Annotated in this window: 12 protein-coding genes; 9 read left to right on the plus strand and 3 right to left on the minus strand. The window is 65.3% G+C overall.

Going from position 1 to position 19,401, the window contains the following annotated elements:
* Positions 1-2: 2 nt before the first annotated feature.
* The 3 genes from AQZ52_RS04490 (at position 3) to AQZ52_RS04500 (ending at position 5,440) form a co-directional block, all read left to right on the plus strand.
* Complete coding sequence (locus tag AQZ52_RS04490; protein ID WP_067906751.1) at positions 3-2,045, plus strand: TonB-dependent siderophore receptor; 2,043 nt, start codon at positions 3-5, stop codon at positions 2,043-2,045.
* A 20-nt stretch (positions 2,046-2,065) separates the two neighbouring features.
* Positions 2,066-3,088, plus strand: coding sequence for a PepSY-associated TM helix domain-containing protein (locus tag AQZ52_RS04495; protein ID WP_169793712.1), 1,023 nt, complete (start codon positions 2,066-2,068; stop codon positions 3,086-3,088).
* A gap of 78 nt (positions 3,089-3,166) precedes the next feature.
* Positions 3,167-5,440, plus strand: coding sequence for a TonB-dependent receptor (locus tag AQZ52_RS04500; protein WP_067906755.1), 2,274 nt, complete (start codon positions 3,167-3,169; stop codon positions 5,438-5,440).
* A 10-nt stretch (positions 5,441-5,450) separates the two neighbouring features.
* Here the strand turns inward: AQZ52_RS04500 and AQZ52_RS04505 are convergent, their stop codons facing one another.
* Entirely contained in the window at positions 5,451-8,282 is a 2,832-nt protein-coding gene (locus AQZ52_RS04505; protein ID WP_240481448.1) for a TonB-dependent receptor plug domain-containing protein, read from the minus strand.
* Positions 8,283-8,431: 149 nt separating this feature from the next.
* On the opposite strand from AQZ52_RS04505, the gene AQZ52_RS04510 reads away from it, so the two are divergent.
* From AQZ52_RS04510 to AQZ52_RS04530, 4 genes are all read left to right on the plus strand, one after another.
* Positions 8,432-9,430, plus strand: a complete 999-nt coding sequence (locus tag AQZ52_RS04510; RefSeq protein WP_240481449.1) for a cyanophycinase — start codon at positions 8,432-8,434, stop codon at positions 9,428-9,430.
* Positions 9,431-10,021: 591 nt separating this feature from the next.
* On the plus strand, positions 10,022-12,034 hold the full coding sequence (locus AQZ52_RS04520; RefSeq protein ID WP_067906762.1) for a Tad domain-containing protein: 2,013 nt from the start codon (positions 10,022-10,024) through the stop codon (positions 12,032-12,034).
* On the plus strand, positions 12,034-12,642 hold the full coding sequence (locus AQZ52_RS04525) for a TadE family protein (protein ID WP_067906764.1): 609 nt from the start codon (positions 12,034-12,036) through the stop codon (positions 12,640-12,642). Before AQZ52_RS04520 ends, AQZ52_RS04525 begins: the two co-directional genes overlap by 1 nt.
* Positions 12,633-13,319, plus strand: coding sequence for a TadE/TadG family type IV pilus assembly protein (locus tag AQZ52_RS04530; protein ID WP_067906766.1), 687 nt, complete (start codon positions 12,633-12,635; stop codon positions 13,317-13,319). The genes AQZ52_RS04525 and AQZ52_RS04530 overlap by 10 nt, the downstream gene beginning before the upstream one ends.
* Here AQZ52_RS04530 and AQZ52_RS04535 read toward each other — a convergent pair.
* A complete protein-coding gene (locus AQZ52_RS04535) occupies positions 13,316-13,837 on the minus strand; it encodes a hypothetical protein (RefSeq protein ID WP_067906768.1) in 522 nt (173 codons plus the stop codon). The genes AQZ52_RS04530 and AQZ52_RS04535 overlap by 4 nt on opposite strands.
* 129 nt (positions 13,838-13,966) lie before the next feature.
* On the opposite strand from AQZ52_RS04535, the gene AQZ52_RS04540 reads away from it, so the two are divergent.
* Complete coding sequence (locus AQZ52_RS04540; RefSeq protein ID WP_067906770.1) at positions 13,967-15,112, plus strand: aminotransferase class I/II-fold pyridoxal phosphate-dependent enzyme; 1,146 nt, start codon at positions 13,967-13,969, stop codon at positions 15,110-15,112.
* 57 nt (positions 15,113-15,169) lie between these two features.
* On the opposite strand, the gene AQZ52_RS04545 is transcribed toward AQZ52_RS04540, so the two are convergent.
* On the minus strand, positions 15,170-18,352 hold the full coding sequence (locus AQZ52_RS04545; RefSeq protein WP_067909447.1) for an autotransporter outer membrane beta-barrel domain-containing protein: 3,183 nt from the start codon (positions 18,350-18,352) through the stop codon (positions 15,170-15,172).
* A gap of 358 nt (positions 18,353-18,710) precedes the next feature.
* Between AQZ52_RS04545 and AQZ52_RS04550 the strand changes: the two genes are divergently transcribed.
* A complete protein-coding gene (locus tag AQZ52_RS04550; RefSeq protein ID WP_067906772.1) occupies positions 18,711-19,400 on the plus strand; it encodes a response regulator transcription factor in 690 nt (229 codons plus the stop codon).
* The last annotated feature ends 1 nt before the right edge of the window (position 19,401 follow it).

The raw sequence follows: 19,401 nt of genomic DNA on the forward strand, positions 1-19,401 counted from the left end.
CGATGAAATCTCCTCTCATTGCGCTCGCCTCCGCGCTCGTTTCGGCAACACCGGCCATGGCCGAAGATGTGCCAGCAGACAGCGCCATTGTCGTGACCGGCACGGTCGCCAAGCTCGATGTCCCGCTTGCCGAGACGCCGCAATCGATCACGGCGATCGGCAGCGACACGATCACCCGCCGCCAGGCCCAGTCGGTGCAGGAGGCGCTGCGCTATCTGCCGGCGGTGCAGGCCGAGCTGGCCGGGCGCGCCGGTTATGACGAGTTCCAGATCCGCGGGTTCTATCAGTCCCAGTTCCAGTTCCGCGACGGGCTTAGCCTCGATCCCGGCTATCTGCAGCAGCAGGAGGTGTTTGGGCTCGAACGGATCGAGGTGCTCGAGGGGCCGGCCTCGGTGCTCTATGGCCAGATCGCGCCTGGCGGCCTGGTCAATTCGGTGAGCAAGATTGCGGGGCCCGAGCGTATCCTCGCCGGAGAGGCGACTGCGGGCAGCTTCGGCCTTGCGCGCGTAGCGATCGACGCGGGCGGCAAGCTTGCGGGCGACGGCGCGCTTTCGGGCCGGATCTCGGCGCTCTATTCCCGGCGCGACGACAGCCAGGACTTTGCCGGTGCCGAGCGCGTGTTTCTGCAGCCATCGCTGACCTGGCGCCCCGGCAGCGAGACCACGCTGACTGTGATCGGCCTCTATCAGTACGACCGCTATCGCCGCACCAGCGAGCTGCCGGCGCTGGGAACCATTGTCGCGACGCCGGAAGGGACAATCCCGATGAGCCGCTTTGTCGGGGAACCGGGCCTTGGCCGTCTGTCCTCGCCGCAATGGCAGATCGGCTATCTTCTTGAACACCGCTTTTCCCCCAGCGTCCGGCTGCGCTCGAAGCTGCGCTATCTCGATTACAAGGTGACGGGGCCGATCCAGTCGACCGATTATTCGGGCGGCGATCCGAAGGTCGCCGTGCTTTCGGGCTTTGACTATCGCGGCCGGTTCAACAATCTCGCGCTCGACAACCAGGTGGAGATCACCGGGCGCAGCGGTGCGGTCCAGCACCGGCTCCTTATTGGTGTTGACTATGGCCGCTATCGCTCGTCGAGCGCGGGCGACGGGTTCGACCTGCCCCCGATCAATCCTTTCGCGCCGGTTTATGGCGGCGCGCCGACGCCGACCGGCCCGCTGTTCGGCTCCACCGGCCAGCTCGATCAGCTCGGGATCTACGGCCAGTACCGGGGGACGCTTGCCGACCGGTTCGTGCTGACCGGCGGGCTGCGCTGGTCCAGCGTGAAGAATGTCAGTACCAGCACGCTTGATGGCAGAACGTCACGCCAGCTCGATCACAAGGTGACGTGGAACGGCGCGGCGATGTGGCTCAGCCCCTTGGGGATCAATCCCTATGTCAGCTATGCGCGTTCGTTCCAGCCGCAATTCGGCTATGATCCGCTTACCGGGGGCGGCACCCCGCCGCCGGCGTTGGGCGAGCAGGTCGAGCTCGGGGTCAAGCTGGGCCGGGACACCGCGCCCTTGCGGGGGACGGTGGCGATCTACCAACTCGACCAGACCAATGTCGTGCAGAGCGATCCCGGCAATCCCGGCTTCAGCCGCGTGATCGGCGCGGAGCGGCATCGCGGCATCGAGCTCGCGGGGACCGCGCGCCTCGCCGCCTGGGCGAGGCTTTCGGCCGCCTACAGCTATATCGATGCGAGGATCCGCTGCAGCTTCAATGGCGATGTCGGCAACCGGCCCTACAACGTGCCCGAACATGCCGCGAGCGGGGAACTCGTGCTGGGCGGCGCGCCGCTCGGCCTCGCGCGCTGGAGCGGCGAGATCGGCGTACGCTATGTCGGCGAGAAGCAGGACGGGTCGGGGCCGGCCTCCCCGCGGCTGCCCGGCTATGCGCTGGTCGATCTCGGCCTGCGCTACAAGCTTGGCCCGGCCGTGCTGGGGCTGTCGGTGAAGAACCTGCTGGACCGGCGCTACTACACGGGGTTCGGGTTCGGCGGCATCGATCCCGGCGAAGCGCGCGTGGTGCAGGGCACCGTGCGGTTTGCGCTATGAGCGGGGGGCAGGTCCGCACGGTGTTGCGCAGCATCCATCGCTGGGCGTCGCTGGTGCTCGGCCTGCCGATTGCGCTGATCGCGGCAAGCGGCGCGGCGGTCGACTACTGGTTCGAGATCGACGCGCTGGCCGCGCCCTCGTTCTATGCCGGCGATAGCGCGGGGCCGCCGCTGCCGCTCGACCGGCTGGCCGAGGCAGCGCACCGGGCGGTGCCGGACGCGCGGATCGAGACCATTTTCCTCAACCAGGATGGCCGCGTCGCGATCATTTCGCTGACCGGACCCTGGGGCAATCGCCTGCGCGATCTCGCGCTCGGCCGCGCCAGCGGCAGAGTGCTTGGCGCGCGCTGGCAGGACGAGGCGCTGATCGACCGGCTCTATGCCTTCCATACCAGCCTGCTGCTAGACGATGGTGCCAGGCCGCTCGTCCTCGGGCTGGCGGTGGTTTTCCTCGCGCTGCTGGCAAGCGGCGCGGTGCTGTGGTGGCCGGCCCCGGCGCGCAGGCGGTCGGCCTTGTCGCTGCGGCTTGCACCGGGCGCGCGGCTGATCGATCTGCACGCCAAGGCCGGTATCTTCAGCCTCGCGCTGACGGTGCTGGCAGGGGTGACCGCCGTGATCCTGCTGCTGCCGCTGCAAGCGGACGAAAGCGCATCGCCGCCACCGGCTGCCTTGCCGCGATCACCCATGCAGCCGCTGCAAGGCCTGCTCGATGCGGCGCTGTCCGCCAGCCCGGGCTGGCAGGCGGTCAATCTGGTCGGGCCGGAAAACTCGGATGGCCCGCTGCGCGTGATCCTGTGGCGCCCGGCGGGGCTTATCCGCAGCGAGGCACTGCGGATCGTTACCGTGCAGCGCGGGGCCCGCGCGGTGGCCGAGTTGCCCGGCAGCGACCGCCACGAAACCGCGCGGTCGCTGCACAATGGCCGCATCGGCGGCGAACTGGGGCGCGCCGCAATGGCATTCGCCGCACTGCTGCCGCTGGCGCTGTGGCTCACCGGCGCGCTGGTGTGGTGGCGCAAGGCCAAGGCGCAGCGCAGACATAGCTGAGCTGCTAACATCAACCGGACGCATTGAGAAAACGGGATCCGGGTTCGCCAACCAGCGATCGCCAGATACAAGCTCACGATGAAGCGTTCCTGGGTCCCCTTTGTATCGATGCTCCTCGCGTTGCCGTGCCCAAGCGCTGCGCAGGAAGCCGATGGCCCCATCATCGTGACGGCGCCGGGGGACGATATCGATGCCGACGATGCGACGAGGCTCGGCGCCGCGGCGCTGGCAGGGCCCGGTACGCCCGGCGTTCTCGGGGCCATCGCGCGCAAAGTGGCTGGCGCTTCGCTTTCGGATGCGCAGGGTAACCCCTGGCAGCCCAACCTTGTATTCCACGGCTTTTCGGCCTCGGCACTACAGGGCAACGCGCAGGGGCTCGCGGTCTATGTCGACGGCGCTCGCTTCAATCAGCCGTTCGGCGATACGGTCAATTTCGACCTCCTGCCCGATGCCGCGATCGAAAGCGTAACGATCAAGGATGTGAGCCCGGTCTATGGCCTCAATGCGCTGGGCGGCGTGGTGGTGGCAGCAACCAAGACCGGCAAGACGGCCCCGGGTGTCATGCTCTATGGCGCGGGCGGGCGCTACGGCCGCGCCGAAGGCGGCGGGGAGGCAGGGTGGTCGGACGGACGGTTCAGCGCCTATGCGGCGGTGCAGGCGCGCCGCGACGGCGGTTGGCGGCGGTACTCTCCCTCGACGCTCTACAACGGCTATGCCGATGTGGGTTGGGACGGCCCGGGCGCAGGGCTCCACGCGAAATGGCTGGGCGCTGATACCGACCTTACCGGCAATGGCTCGGCCCCGGTCGAACTGCTTGCAGCCGATTACCGCGCGGTGTTCACGTATCCGGACAACACGCGCAATCGCTACCGCCGTTTCAGCCTCCATCCCTGGGCGCAGATCGGCGATCACCTGCGTGTCGAAGCCAGCCTCTATGCGCAGTGGCTCCATCAGCGCACCCTCAATGGGGATACCGCCGATGTCGCCGCTTGCGAGGATGAGCATACCGTTTTGTGCCTGAGCGGCGCGGACGACAGCGAGACTCCGCTGCTGGACCGCGGCGGCCGACGGATCCGTGATAGTCTCGGTGGCGGAGCCTATGGCCTGCTCAATCGCAGCGAAACGCGCAGCACCGCTGAGGGGCTGCTGCTCCAGCTGGTCGACCGGCGCACACTGCCCGGCGGCGACAACGAGCTGATCATCGGGCTGAGCCATGATCGCGGCACGACGCGGTTCGCCTCGTCTTCCGAGCTCGGTGCGCTGACGCCCACGCGCAGCGTCACCGGGCTCGGGCCGATCATCGCGCAGCCGGATGGATCGATCACCCCGGTCAGGCTCGCTGTGCGCACGCGCTATACCGGGCTGTTCCTTTCGGATCGGCTCCCGCTGACGCACCGGCTCGACGCGGAGCTGGGTCTGCGCTGGAATGCGGCGCGGATCGAGCTGGACGACAGGCTCGGCACGGCGCTCGACGGCAGGCACACGTTCCGCCGCCTCAATCCGGGTATCGAACTCGACTACGCGCTGTCGCCCCGCCTCTCGCTGCACGCCGGCTATGCCGAGACCAACCGCGCGCCGACGCCGGCCGAACTGTCCTGCGCCGATGCGGCAGCGCCCTGCAGCCTGACCAACTTCTTCGTGGGCGATCCGCCGCTGCGGCAAGTGGTGGCGGGAAGCTTCGAACTGGGCGCATCGGTGCAATCACGCGGGCCGTGGACGCCGCACTGGCAGATCGCGGGTTACCGCACGACGAGCAGCGACGATATCCAGTTTACCGCTGCGGCCACGCGGGGGCGGGCCTATTTCCGCAATGTCGGCCGCACGCGGCGCATAGGGTTTGATATCAATGCCGGCCTGTCACACGGGCCGTGGACGTTTCAGGTCGGCTACGCCTTCATCGATGCGACGTTTGCCTCGCCGCTCGTGCTCAACAGCCCCGACAATCCATCGGCCGATGCGAACGGCCGGATCGCGGTGCGCCCCGGCGCGCGGATTCCCGGCATTCCGCGCCATCGTGCGACCCTCTCGGCCGAATATGCAGGGCACGGCTTCAAGCTAGGCGGCGACGTGCAGGCGCAATCGGGCCAGGGCCTGCTGGGCGATGAAGGCGGCAGCCAGCCCCGGACCGACGCCTTCGCCGTCGTGGGCCTGCACGGCAGCCTGCACCTGATTGGCCCGGTCACCGCCTTTGCCGAAGTGACCAATCTGTTCGACATGCGCTACGCCACCTTCGGCACGTTTTCCCAAACCTCGGAAGTCGAACTCGCCGAGGCGCCCGGCGCCAGCAACCCGCGCAGCCTCGGCCCCGGCGCGCCGCGCCGCTGGATGGCCGGTCTGCGAACGACCTTTTGAGACCGACGCCCTAAAGGGCCTTGCCGCCGAACTTCCAGGTCAGCTGAAGGTAAAAGCTGCGCCCGCTGCTGTCGAACCAGCTGATGTCGTAATAGGGATAGCTGGCATATGTCGGGTCGCGCACCGGCAGCTGATCGAACAGGTTGGTCACGGTGAACGAGGCACGCACGTGATCGGTGAAATCGTACTGGAAGGTGGTATTGAACAAGTAGCTCGCGTGGATGTAGGCGTCCTCATTGTAGTTGGGTAGCTTGCCAAGGCGGCGACCCTCGATTGTCCACTTGGCCTTCTCGTAACTCCACGTGATGCTCGCGGTGCTCTTGTCGCGCGGGATGTCATAATTGCTGTCATAGGCGAACTTGTTGATGGTGGGATCGCCCGGATACTGGATGAACGTGTGATCGAACACATGGGTGTGCGAGGCTGACAACGCGAAAGTGCCAAAGCGTTCGGTCGGCAGGCGGGCGTGGAGCGCGATATCGATGCCGCTGGTGCGCTCGCGCGCGACGTTGACCGGATTGATCGCGACGGAATCGATCTGCCCGGCGAGCGCACCGCCCGAAAAGCGTTTGATGCGCGCGATGGCATCGAGGCAAGTGGGCGATGTGGCATCGACCGGCTTGCCCGATTGCGTGGTGCCGATGCGGCAATCCGCTTCGGTGCGCAGCAGGGTATCGATGCTGAGATCCTGCACCTGGTTGTCGAGCTGCACGCGGAAGTAATCGACCGAAATGTCGATGTTGCGCACCGGCGCGAAGACCATACCAGCGTTCAGCGACTTGCTGGTTTCCGGCTGCAGCGCGCGGTTGCCATTGCGGTTGGCGACGATGCCGGTATCGGCATAGCTGCAATCGCCGATATCGGTATCGGGCTCCTCGGTGCGGCAGAGGTAGTAGTCGTTGGCCGAAGGGTGGGTGTTGCCAGGGCCGGTAAACACGTAGTGCAGGTCAGGAGCGCGGAAGCCCGTGCCGTAGGCGGCACGCAACAGCAGCGACTGCATCGGCCTCAACTCGGCGCCCGCGTTCCAGGTGAACTTGCCGATGCGGCTGCCGGCAAAGGCGAACCGGTCGTAACGTCCGGCGCCGGAAAGCTCGAGGAACTTCGCCACCGGCACGCGCACTTCGCCGCCCAGTGCCCAGTGGGTGCGGGTGCCCTTGCCGTCGCTGTCCTTGAGGCCGTAATAGTAGTTGGTGAGCGCCTTGGGATCGGGCTTGAGATCGTAGCCCTGCTTGCCCGCCTCGCCGATCAGCGCCACGCCAACGGGGCCTGCAGGGAGGTGGAACAGCGCCCCGTTGGTAAGCGTAACCGAGAAATTGTCGTTGTAGCTGCGCGGGTTGTAGACGCTGTAGACCGCGATGCTGTCATACTCGGCGCGCGTCAGCGGACGGTAGAGCCGGGCCGGATCGGCGTTGTAAATCGCATAGCCGCTATCGGGATCCACGCCGAGCTGCGGCCCAAGGAACAGGGCATTGGCCTTGGCGGCGATGACTTCGGGGAACTCGACCACGGACTTGTATTCGCTGTGGTTGAAGGCGAGCTCATAATCCCAACCCTTCAGCTTGCCGCGAATGCCGGGGGTGATGCTGAAGGTCTGCTGGCGGTTCTTCGTCATTGTGCGGGCAAAACCGCCCGATTCCTCCGGCGTGAACTGGCGCGACCAATCATCGAGGCCGCCGCTGAAGGCGTTGTAGAACGTGGAATCGTTGCTGCCAGAAGCGTCCTGATAGGACCACTTCTGGACGTCCGGCATGAGCTCGACCCGGCTGACGCCGAACTGCGCATCGAGGAACAGGTTGGCTTTCTCCGACAGATCGAGCCCGGCCGAAAGGAAGGTGTTGAAGCCCTCGCGCCGCGAGATGATCGTGCCATAACCGATCGAGGTATTGCTGCCGCAGAAGTAGCCGGGGCCATAGTCGCCCAGCGCGTCGTCATACGCACCATAGCGCGGGCGCGAGGCATAGTAGGTCGAGCCGCCGTTCAGGCCTGACAGCGCATCACACGTGCCCTTGCCGGGATCGACGTATTCATCGGCGTCGGGATTGTAGCGCAGGAACACGCGGCGGGCGAGCGGCTTGGCGGTTGTGGGATTGTCCGCCGTGCTGTCCTGAATGCTGCGCTGGTAGGCCCAGAGCGGCAGCTGCTTCTGGTATTCAACGCCGCCGACGAGGTGGAAATCGCCCGAGGTGACGCCGCCACTCGCGGTAAAGCGGTGCGAAGCGCCGCCGCCATGCTCGGTATTGCCATAGCGGTAGTCGAGCGTGATGCCATCAACCGCTTTTGCCAGCTTGAAGTTGATCACGCCGGCGATCGCGTCCGATCCGTAGATCGCCGAGGCGCTGCCGCTGAGCACTTCGATCTGGTCGATCAGGCCGACCGGGAGGTTCGAGATATCGGTGAAGTTGCTGCGGCCCTGATAGGGCAGCGGAAAGTCCGCGATGCGGCGGCCATTGACGAGCACCAGCGTGTGATTGGGGCCGAGGCCGCGCAGATCAACCTGCTGCGCGCCGGGAGTGAAGCTGGCGCCGCTGAAAGACTGCTGGCTCTGCGTTTCGCCGCCATTCGATGTGAGCGCGCGCAGGATATCGGGCACGGTGGCATAGCCGCTGTCGCGGATCGACTGCGCGGTAAACACGGTGACCGGCGCGGGGCCTTCCTTGGCGATGCGCGGGATGCGGGAACCGGTGACGATGATCTCGCTGGCAGGATTGGCGGATGGATTGCCGGTTGTGGCGGCATCCGGCGCAGGGGTGACCTGCTGCGCCCGTGCAAGGTCCGGCAGGACCATGGCCGTGGTGGCAAGACAAAGCGCGAGGGCAAGCCTCCGCCCGTGAAATCCAGTCATGCTATCCCCCCTGTTTGACGCTCCCTAACCCTTGGTAGCGTCTTCCACCCCCGGCTCAACCCCGAAAAGCGCCTTGCCGACGGGTGGCTTTGGCGGGCATGCCAGTGTATGCCGCGAGGGGGATGCGCGAGGGATTGAGGGGGGATATCGTGGACAGGGGACTATGGATCGCGGCGATGGCCTTGTCGGGCATTGTGCTTGCCCCCGCAGACCCGGCGCGCGCGAGGGCGCTCGAGGTCTATCTCGAAGGCGATCCAACCGGCTCCGCCCCCGCGCCGGTTTCGGGCGGTCTGCTGCTGATGGGCGGCGGCGATCATGATATAGACGCGATGCGCTGGTTTATCGCCAAGGCGGGGCACGGCCATATCGTGATCCTGCGCGCCTCGCTCCACGGCGAGGCCAGCACCGAGTTCTACAACGAACTCGGTGGCGTGCTCTCGGCCGAGACGTTCGTCACGCATCGCCGCTCGGCCTCCTACAACAAGCACTTGCTGGAGGCTCTGCGCAAGGCAGACGGCGTGTTCATCGCAGGAGGCGACCAGGCCCGCTATGTACGGCGCTGGCGGGGCACGCCGATTGCCGAAGCGCTCGACGCCCATGTCCGCGCGGGCAAGCCGCTGGCAGGGACGAGCGCCGGCCTCGCGATGCTGGGCGAATATCTTTATGGCTGCATGGACGGACATAGCCTGACCGGAGCCGAGGGCCTTGCCGATCCCTATGGCAAGCGCACCACGATCGAGACGGATTTCCTCCACCTCGATCTGCTCAAAGGCGTGATCACCGACAGCCACTTCACCGAGCGTAACCGGCTCGGCCGCCTCTTTGCCTTCATCGCCAAGGCCCAGGCGAGCCGCCCGGCAGATGCCCCGCCGCTGATCGGTGTGGGGGTTGACGAAGGTGCATCGCTGGCGGTCGAGCCGGATGGGACCGGCCATGTCTATCCGACAGTGGCAGGTACGGGCGTCTCGATTGTGTCCGGTGCAGGAATCGGCCGCGTGAAAGTGGCCGGATCGTTGACAGCCGCGCGTGTGCGGGTGACTTTTGCTGGAGCGCAATCGGTCGTCCACTTGCCGGCAGGCGATGTCGATACGCCGGGCTGGGTGCGGGATTACAGCGCGGGCGGTGGGATGATCGCACAATTGCCTTGAGCGCGATCGTCAAGCGAAGCGGTTTGGCACTTCTGCATGTCTGCAACTGGCAGGAGCAGCCGCTCGAATTGACTGTTGGGAACGACCGGCAACTCCCAGAGCCTGCCAATGCGCCAAACGATTCGACCCGGAGGAAACATTCGCGATTCCGGCTTTGGGAATTGAACCCATTTTGAATTTAAGTGTGATGGACCAATTGATGGACGGGCTCCTCTGGAATCCAATAATTCGTCTTTATATCAATATAATAGATCATAGATTGGATTCCGGCTCGGCCTCCATATTTTCCATGAACACCGCGCTCTCCCGCCATCCGGCGGAGCACACCGCCGTGCTCGTCTGCTGCCGCCTGCTGGGCGGGCCATAAGGGCTAGCGCATCGTTTACCATCGCGGCTGTTCTGCTCAGGCTTTCTGCGTAGAGCGCCTGAGACAAATTTTTGCGCATATTTACGATTTGGAAGGCCCTTCGACCGCATGGACGACGCTTGGGTACCCTGCGCGTGCGAGCCTCCGGCCATTTCGGCGGAGGCGCGACGTTCGGCAAGGGCCCCGGGCCGTAGTGGGCCTGCCAGTCGAAGGAATGTCGCCACATGCCGCGCCGGCCTGAAGCAAAGGGAGGCAACCTCAGAGCCTCGATGCAGGTCCTGATCCGAAGCCTGCTGCGCGATACGGCGGGCAATACGCTCGGCATCGCGCTCGCGACGATCATCCTGCTTGTCAGCCTTGCGGGCAGCGGCACCGACATGGCGCGCGCCTACATGACCAAGACCAGCTTGCAGAACGCCTGCGACGCGGGCGTGCTGGCGGGCCGCAAGGCCATGGCGACGTCGGGCACCTATGGCACCGCGGAGACGGCGAAGGCGAACAAGATGTTCAACTTCAACTTCAACCCGAACGCCACCAACGCCAATTCGATCACCTTCAGCACCACGTCCACGGGCACCGGTTCGGTCAGCGGTACGGCATCGACCGTGATGCCCACGGTGATGATGGGCATCTTCGGGTTCAAGACGATCACGCTGACCGTGGCGTGCAGCGCCGAACTGCAGATGGCGAGCGCGGATGTGATGTTCGTGCTCGATACAACCGGTTCGATGGCGTGCAATCCCTCGGGCGCCAATTGCTACAGCGGCAGCGACTCCAAGATCCAGGGTTTGCGCGATGCCGTGCGCAACTTCTACAAGACGGTTGCCGCGGCAGTGACTGACAAGACGAATACGCGAATCCGCTTCGGTTTCGTTCCCTACAGTTCGACCGTCAATGTTGGCGGGCTGCTTTCATCTGGAACTTTGCCGAGCAGCTACCTTGCCGACAGTTCCGCGTATCAGACCCGGCTCGCCAATTTCAACACGCCAGTCTACGTGGGCACCCCTGGTTCGCCGGTTGCCAGCACGGAAACCTACGGGTCGAACATCACGCAGAGCCAATGCACAAGCTACGGCAGCAACAACTATCCGAGTGCTGGCGGCAATCCGGTAAATGGCGGCGGGCCGGCTCCGACGGCAACCACCAGCACGTCCTATTCGTACAATTCGTGGACGCTCAAGTCTGGCAGCGGGACCGGTGCGCTGGGCACCTGCGTGCGGAACAAGTCGGTCACCACCACGACGTATGCGACCCGATATCAGTTGACGAACTACCGGATGGGTCCAGCCACGATCAACGTTTCGGCGTTCAAAGGCATGGGCAATGTGACGGTTGCGGATACCATTTCCGCGACGGCGACCGTTCCCACTGCGGATACTTACGACATGACGACGCTGGGCTCCCTCGTCGGCACGGCCGGCGTGAGCGGGATCACGACGACCACGGCTACGTGGAAGGGCTGCATCGAAGAACGCTCGACAGTCCAGAATCTGGCGATGTCGCCTGTGCCCAGCGGCGCGACAGACCTCGATCTTGATACGGCACCGAGCAGCGATCCGACGCGCTGGAAAATGCATCTGCCCGGGCTTGAGTGGTTCCGTGCCTGGTACGGCACGACCGATCTCACGCCGTCACAATATGCCACCTATTCAAACTCTCCGTACAACTACGTTTCCCTGCAGACTTCCTACTGCCCGGCCTCGGCGGCGAATTTCAAGGAGGTCGATACGACCGCCCCGACCGTCGTGCCGACTTGGCTTGATACCTACGTCAACAGTCTCGTGGCCGAAGGCGCCACCTACCACGACATCGGGATGATCTGGGGTGGCAGGCTTGCCAACCCGAACGGTATGTTCGCAAACAATGTCAATGCGGATTCGACCAAGTATCCCTCCGTGAGCCGCCACGTAATCTTCATGACTGACGGTATCATGGAGCCGAATTATACCGTTTATAGCGCATACGGCGGCGAGTATTGGGACAACCGTGTCGCACCTTCAGGTACTGATAGTAACGGTCTGAAGCCTTATCACAACAATCGATTTCTGGCCGTGTGCAACAAGGTCAAAAATATGGGCTATACGATCTGGATGATCAGTTTCGGTACTTCGCTCACGACAGAAATGACGACCTGTGCAAGTGCGGGCCGCGCCTACTACGCCGCCGACACGACCGCGCTCAACAACACCTTCAAGTTCATCGCCGGCCAGGTGGCCGACCTGCGGATCAACAAGTGATGGCAAACGTCCTCCGGCGCCGCCTGGCGAGGCTGCCACTGCTGCGCGACCGGCGCGGGGTGAGCGCGGTCGAGTTCGGCATGACCGCGCCGATCCTGTTCATGGTGGTGTTCGGCACGCTCCAGGTAGCCCAGAGCTACTATGTCCGCACCGTGCTGACCGGCGCGGTCAATGCCGCTGCGCGCAAGTCCTCGCTGCAAAGCGGTCAGACCAGCTCGGCAACGCTGGACCAGCTTGTGGCGCAGATGATCAAGTACGTCATGCCCACTGCCAGCGTGACTTTCACGCGCCGGAACTACGCCGAGTTCACCTCGGTCGGCATGCCGGAAGACTTCACCGATACCAACAAGAACGGCAAGTACGATTCGACCGAATGCTTCGTCGACATGAACGGCAACGGGGTGTGGGATGCCGATATGGGCAAGACCGGCCTCGGCGGCGCGAACGATGTCGTCGTCTACACGGTGACGGTGTCGTACAGGCAGTGGTTCGGCTTCGCGAAGATGTTCGGCCTGCCCGAGTATCAGACGGTTCCGCAGACCACCATTCTCAAGAACCAGCCGTTCGCAACCCAGGCCAGTCGCACGGGGACCTCGGTATGCCCCTGATCGCGCAGACCATCGTTTCGCCGCATCGCAAGCGCCGCTCGCCGCTGCGGATCCTACGGCGTATCCTGCACAGCACCAGCGCGGTGAGCGCCGTGGAACTCGGGCTCGCCATGCCGTTCCTGATGGGCCTCGCCCTGACCGGGACCGAGGTGGTCAACCTCGCGCTGATCCACGTCCGGCTCAACCAGCTGGCCATTACCGTTGCCGACAACGCGAGCCGCGCCAAGCAGACGCAGGTCAACGGCGCGCCGCAATTTCGCGAATATGATGTCAACCAGGTGTTCCGCGCCGCCGCGCTGCAGGGCGAGGATCTTGGCATTCCGACACGTGGCCGGATCATCCTCTCCAGCTTGCAGGTCAACAGTTCGGGCGGCCAGTGGATCGCCTGGCAGCGCTGCTGGGGCAAGAACACCTGGCCCTCGCGCTATGGCCCGCAGGGCACCGGCGCTACCGGTACCGCGTTCAAGGGCATGGGCTATACCTCGACCAAGATGACGGCCGATGCCGGCACCGCGATCATGTTCGTCGAGATTGCCTATGACTACAAACCGTTCTTCCTCGGCAGCGTCATTCCCTCGAAGCTGATCCGCAAGGAAGCGGCGCTTTATGTGCGCGACGACCGCGACCTCACGCAGATCTACAATCCCGCACCGACCCAGCCCGTCGCGAGCTGCTAGGCTGTCGCGGGGGCTTCGGGAGCCGGCACGAACCGGCTGATCACCCAGGCAATCGCGGCGAACCACACCGCGCCCAGCATGATCGCGATGATCACCTGGCGGAAATCCTCGCCCGCCTGGATCACCGGCGCATTGAGCACGGTGATGAACAGCATCGTGCTCTGGTTGCAGACCAGCGCTGCGCGCCCCGCCACGACGAGAAACACGGCGCCGACCATCAGCGCGAGGGCCAGGACCACGAGCGGGGCATTGCCCGTTGCGGCACCGGTCTGAAGCAGGAAGCTCATCCCCGCCCCGGAAAGCGCGCCGATCAAGGCACCCGGCAGCGCCCTCAGCGAAAGCTCATGGAGCGCAGACCAGGCCCATAGCAGCAGAAAGCCCGCGTAGAGCGGCGTCACATGGAGCCACGCACCCAGCGCGACGAAGCCCGCGATCACGATGACGACACCCAGTGTTATGATGGCGGCCTGCCCCAAGGGCAGCTGTTTCGGCGCTGCCGCGCCGGCAGGTGTGGACATGATCTTGCTCTCCCACGGCGTCCGATGGGGCTCTCCCGCCGGATCACCCCGCAAGGCTCGCGCGTGGCGGCTGCGATGTCAACTGCAGGCCCTTTGCGCCGCTTCGGGCCCGGTGCTAGTCCGTTGGACATGACTGCACAGCTCGATCCGTTTCACGCCATCACCATCTCGGCCATTGCCCAGCGCCTCATGGCTGAGGGGCGGTCGGTTATCCGCATGGAGTATGGTCAGCCCTCGACCGGGGCTCCCGCCGCCGCGCTGGCCCGCGCCCGGGCCGTGCTCGACGAGGAGGACAAGGGCTATTGGGAGAGCACCGAGCTGCTGGCCCGGCTTGCCCGCCATGTAGAGGAAACCACGGGGGTCGCGGTTTCGCCGCAGCAGATCGTTCTGACCTGCGGCGCATCGCCGGCGCTCGTCATCGCCCTTTCGCTGCGCTTCGCCCCTGGCGCGCGCGTCGCGATCGCGCGGCCCGGCTACGTCGCCTATCGCAATACGCTGCGCGCGCTCGCGATCGAGCCGGTCGAACTGCCCTGCGGTCCGGAGGTCGGCTATCAGATCACGGCCGCTGCACTGGCCGCGCTCGACCCCGCACCCGATGGCGTGATCATCGCAAGCCCCGCGAACCCGACCGGTACCGTCATCTCCCCCGGTGAAATGGCGGCGATTGCCGAAGTGTGCCGCGCGCGCGGAATCCGCGTCGTTTCTGACGAGATCTATCAGGGCATCACCTATGGCGCGCCGGCCGGCTCGATGCTGCCGTTTGATCGCGAGGCCATCGTGGTCAACAGTTTTTCGAAGTATTTCAGCATGCCCGGCTGGCGGCTGGGCTGGCTTGTGGTGCCTGAGGACCTCGTCGATCAGGCCCGTGCGCGGATGGGCAACCTGTTTCTCACGCCGCCCTCGCTCAGCCAGCATGCCGGTCTTGCCGCGCTCGATTGCGGCGAGGAACTCGATGGGCATGTGCGCACCTACGCCCGCAATCGCGATCTCCTGCTCGCCGCCCTGCCGGCCATGGGTCTGGCCCGGATCGCGCCGCCGGACGGCGCATTCTACGTCTATGCCGACGTTGGCCATCTGACGCAGGATTCGATGGCCTTCTGCATCCGCCTGCTCGAGGAAACCGGTGTGGCCACCGCGCCGGGGATCGATTTCGATCCGGTCGACGGGCACCGCTTCGTGCGCTTCAGCTTCGCGGTTTCCACCCCGCTCGTGGAAGAGGCCATCGCGCGGATGGTGCCGTGGTTCCAGGCGCAGAGCGCGCTCGCCGAGGTGTGAGACGAAAAAGGGGCAGCCTCGCGGCCACCCCTCGTTCGTTTGCGGTGGTAGCTTGCCTTACAGCGCGATCGCCAGCGAGGCGCGAGCCGAATAGCCGGTGCCTCCGCCTTGCAGCTTTTCGTAGCCGCCGCTGATCTTCCACGTGTAATCGAGCCCGCCCTGCAGCAGGCTGACTTCGCCGGTCCACGCCGAAGGCATCTGCTGGCCGGTCAGCGTGAAGGTATCGCCGCCGCTGGTGGCGCCGCGGTTGAAGGTTGCGACTGTGTTGCCCACTTCGCCCGAAATGCGACTGCGGCGCCCGCCTTCCACTTCAATGGTGAAGGGGCGGTTTTCGTAGTCGCCGGGAGCCGCGCTCCAGCTGGCAACCAGCGTGGTCGTGCCATTGACGATCTGGCTGGTGCGCCCCGCCAGCGTCAGCGCGAGCGGTACGTTGCCGGTTTCGGTGTAGCCGTTTTCCTTCAGGCGGAAGTATTCGATCGTCGCGCGCGGCTTGAGCTTGAAGTGATCGCCGACGGGGATCGCATAGGACAGGCCGCCCGCGCCCGAGATCAGCGTGCCCTTCCACCGGCCGGCCGCGCCATAGCTGAAGGCCTGGCTGTCGACGGTGCCGGCGAAGGTGCGGGTCGAGTTGAAGGTCGGACGGCCATAGCCGACCCGCGCATAGGCATAGAGCGGACCCGAGGCGAGGCGCCAGAACGCCGCAAGCTCGATGTCGCTGACCTTGACCTTCTGCGTGGCATCGGTGGTGGAGGTGCCCGAGAAGTAGGTGAACGAGCCGCCCACATGGCCGAAGCCGAGCGCCTTTTCAAAGCCGAGCGAGAGACCGCCGCCGCTGTTGTTGTAGCCCGCCGTTGCGCCGGCCGTCTTCTTGCCCTTGAAGTAGATCGGCTCGAGCCAGGCACCCGCGCTGCTGATCGTGAACCAGCTCGAATCATCGTCGATGCGGCGGGCCGCAAGGCGGGTCCCGCGTGAGAGGAGATCGAGCGAACCGCCCGCGTAATCGGGCAGCATCTGGTTGAACTGCGTCTGCAGCGTGGCCGTATCGGCGGCCTGCAGCAGGCTGGACTGCAGCAGCGTGTCCGTGCCGGCATTGGCAAGGTTCGCGGCGTTAGCGAGGATCGCGCCATAGGCCTGGGACTGCGGCACGTTGAGCCCGATTTCGCTGGCCGACTTGCGCGCGATGGTCAGCGTCACGTCATTGCCGACCGCAGCGACCGTGCCCTTGTAGAGCACCGGCAGGTTGAGCGCGGAGCTCGCCACGTTGGTGCCGCCCGTCAGGGTGCCGGCGCTCAGCACGGTGTAGGTGCCTTCCGCCTTGGCCAGCGAAGTGACCTTGGCCGAAATCTTCGCGCCGCTGGCAAAGCTGGCGCTGTCCACGATGAGCTTCGAGGCGGTGCCGGTGGTGCCGTCGACATAGACGCCCAGCGTTCCGTTCGCGCCGACGTCGATCGACTTGATCGTGGTCGTGGTCGCCCCGTTTGCAGCGAAGGTGCCGCCATTGACCGTGACCGCCAGCTGCGAGCCGCCGGTCACCGTGCCGCGATAGATCGACTTGTCGGCAAGCGTGAGCGTGCCGGCCTGATCGTTCAGGATCAGCGTGCCGGTGAAGCGCGAATTGCCGGCCATCGTCATTGCCGCCGTGCCGGTGCCGAAATCGATGTTGCCAATGTACTTGGCGTCGTCGGCCAGCTTCACCGTGTCGTTCCCCGCGCCGAGGAAGCTGTTTCCGGTGATCTTGCCCGAACCGACGTCCAGCGTGTCGTTGCCGCTGCCGGTGTAGATGTTGCCGGTGATCGTGGTGTAGATCTTGGCGGTGTCCGGATCGTAGCCGGCCGCGTCCTTCTCGGTCTTCTGCGCGGCCGCGTCCGTGCTGTTGAGGTACTGCTTGATGGTGACGCCGGTGGTGTTCCCGGACACGTCGATTGCCGCAAGCTGGTCCTCGCTCGAGCCGGTGACCGAGATGTCGCCGGTATTGTCGATTGCGGTCAACGTGCCGGAAAGGTCCTTGATCGCCGAGGAGGAACCGATTCCGGGCTGGCTGATGACTGCGCTGATCGTGCCGCTGTTGTAGAGCGAGCCGACCGTTGAACCGGCGTTGATGAGAATGCCGACGGCACCCGAGTCTACCGTCGTCGCGGTGATGTTGCCGCTTACGCCGATGCCCTTGGTCAGCGTCACGCTGCCGCCCTTGCCGCCGATCACCACCCCGGCCGCGTTGGTCGAGCTGTAGGTGGCGTTCGCGCCGACACTGCCGTCGACGGCAAGCGAATAGGTGCCGGTGCTGCTGGTGCCGCCGCCGATGGTGATGGCGTTCGCGCCGCCGATCTGGATCGCGGGGCTGTTGCCGAATGCCTGGATCGCACCGGTGGTCTCGGTGGTCGAACCGCTGGTCGAGGCGGTTGTGACGATCACCCCGCCCGCCACGTTGCCGTTGACTTCCACCACCGCCTTGCCGGTGGAAAGCGCGCTGCGCGGCAGGGTCTGGGTCGAACCGTCGTCGGCCTTGTAGGTCGCTGCCTGCGAGAGCGAGCCGTTGATCTTCACCAGGCCGCCAACATCGCCATTCACGACAAGTGCCTGCGTGCCGCTGCCGATCACGCCGATCGTGCCGCCGGCGGCAACATTGCCCGAAACCGCGCCGGTACGGATGCCGACCGAGTTGTCACCCTTCACCTTGATCGTGCCGGTGTTGGTCACCGAACCGGTCAGGGCCGAATCCACCGCGATGCCGGCCGAGTTGAGGCCATCGACCGTGATCGTGCCGGTGTTGGAGACGGTGCCCGTCACGGTTCCGCCGGGCGCGACGCGGATGCCGTAGCGGCCGGTGGCCTGCGCGATCGGGCCTTCGGGAATGCCGTTCTTGTCGGTATCGGGCGGGGTGAAACTTTCCAGCACCTGGATCGTGCCGGCATTCGAGATGTTTGCCGTGGTGCCGCTGTTCACCACGACGCCCGCCGCGCCGTCGCCGGCACCCATGTCGAGCGTGCCGCCGTCCTGAACCGTGACATCCTTCGAAGCGTCGACCGTGACGGCCGTACCCGTGTCGAGCTTGATCGTGCCGTCCTTGGCCACCGTCACCGCACCCGCCGCTGATGTGAGCAGCGGCGTGGTCGTCGCGGAGCTGACCGTGGTGTCTGCCAGGGCTGGGCTCACGCCTGCGATCAGTGCGGCCGGGGCGGCTGCCGCAAGGAGGCGGGCCGCGTGCTTGAGGGTGCGGGCGATCGGGGCTTTGCTGTCCATCGGTATCTCGTCATCCGGCATAGGGTGCACCTGCCAGGGAGGCAGGTCGCGCCTGTGTGGTATCGTGTCCGGGGCGCCACGTCATCGCGCGCCGGGCATTCATCGGTGCAAATCGTCCGGAAACCTTCCGTTTCGGCAGGTTGCCCGTGCGATTTGCGCGCGTCTTAACGCGATTCTTCGTCATGCCTTAGCGGAAAATTTCACGCGCGCATTGCGTCCGTAAAGACCCCGTTCAGGTCGGCCGCAGTGCAGCCTCCAAAGGGGCGCTCTTCGCAGGAAACTACTTGCGAGGCGCCGTGGCGGTGGCCATGTTGCTCGCCGAAGACTTGGTTTTTGTTGCTAACATGGAAAATGCCCAGTGGCAGGACGCATTCTGCTCGTCGAGGATGATCCGCAGATCGCGGACTACATCATGTCCGGGCTGGCCGAGGAGGGTTTCACGGTCGATCGCGCCGACAACGGGCGCGACGGGCTGTTCCTCGCAACCGACAGCCAGTTCGATCTCGTCGTGCTCGACCGGATGCTGCCGGGGATGGACGGCCTCGCGCTGCTGAAGGCGATGCGCGCGGCCGAAATGACAACGCCGGTGATCATGCTGTCTGCGCTTGCCAGCACGGATGACCGGATCGCCGGGCTGACTGCGGGTGCGGACGATTATCTTGGCAAACCGTTTTCCTTTGGTGAGCTGCTGGCGCGCATCCAGGCGCTCTTGCGCCGCGCGTCGGGCGGGGTCCGGCAAGCGCAGGAAACCACGCTGCGTTGCGCCGATCTGGAGCTTGACCGGCTGACCCGGCAGGTGCGCCGGGGACCGCGCAAGATCGCGCTGCAGCCGCGCGAATTCCGCCTGCTCGAATACATGTTGATGCATGCGGGCGAGGTCGTCACCCGAACCATGCTGCTCGAGGCGGTGTGGGACTATCACTTCGATCCCGGTACCAACGTGATCGACGTCCACATCAGTCGCCTGCGCCGCAAGATCGATGATGGTGAGGAGCAGACGCTGTTCCACACCGTTCGCGGGGCGGGCTACCGGCTCGCGGCCGACTGAC

The organism is Novosphingobium fuchskuhlense, from assembly GCF_001519075.1.
Taxonomy (GTDB): domain Bacteria; phylum Pseudomonadota; class Alphaproteobacteria; order Sphingomonadales; family Sphingomonadaceae; genus Novosphingobium; species Novosphingobium fuchskuhlense.

Excerpts from the sequence above, each read along its gene's own strand:
- AQZ52_RS04500 (WP_067906755.1), top strand. The coding sequence starts at position 3,167 with ATGAAGCGTTCCTGGGTCCCCTTTGTATCGATGCTCCTCGCGTTGCCG.
- AQZ52_RS04525 (WP_067906764.1), top strand. The coding sequence starts at position 12,034 with ATGGCAAACGTCCTCCGGCGCCGCCTGGCGAGGCTGCCACTGCTGCGC.
- AQZ52_RS04490 (WP_067906751.1), top strand. The coding sequence starts at position 3 with ATGAAATCTCCTCTCATTGCGCTCGCCTCCGCGCTCGTTTCGGCAACA.
- AQZ52_RS04535 (WP_067906768.1), bottom strand. The coding sequence starts at position 13,837 with ATGTCCACACCTGCCGGCGCGGCAGCGCCGAAACAGCTGCCCTTGGGG.
- AQZ52_RS04520 (WP_067906762.1), top strand. The coding sequence starts at position 10,022 with ATGCCGCGCCGGCCTGAAGCAAAGGGAGGCAACCTCAGAGCCTCGATG.
- AQZ52_RS04545 (WP_067909447.1), bottom strand. The coding sequence starts at position 18,352 with ATGGACAGCAAAGCCCCGATCGCCCGCACCCTCAAGCACGCGGCCCGC.
- AQZ52_RS04540 (WP_067906770.1), top strand. The coding sequence starts at position 13,967 with ATGACTGCACAGCTCGATCCGTTTCACGCCATCACCATCTCGGCCATT.
- AQZ52_RS04530 (WP_067906766.1), top strand. The coding sequence starts at position 12,633 with ATGCCCCTGATCGCGCAGACCATCGTTTCGCCGCATCGCAAGCGCCGC.
- AQZ52_RS04505 (WP_240481448.1), bottom strand. The coding sequence starts at position 8,282 with ATGACTGGATTTCACGGGCGGAGGCTTGCCCTCGCGCTTTGTCTTGCC.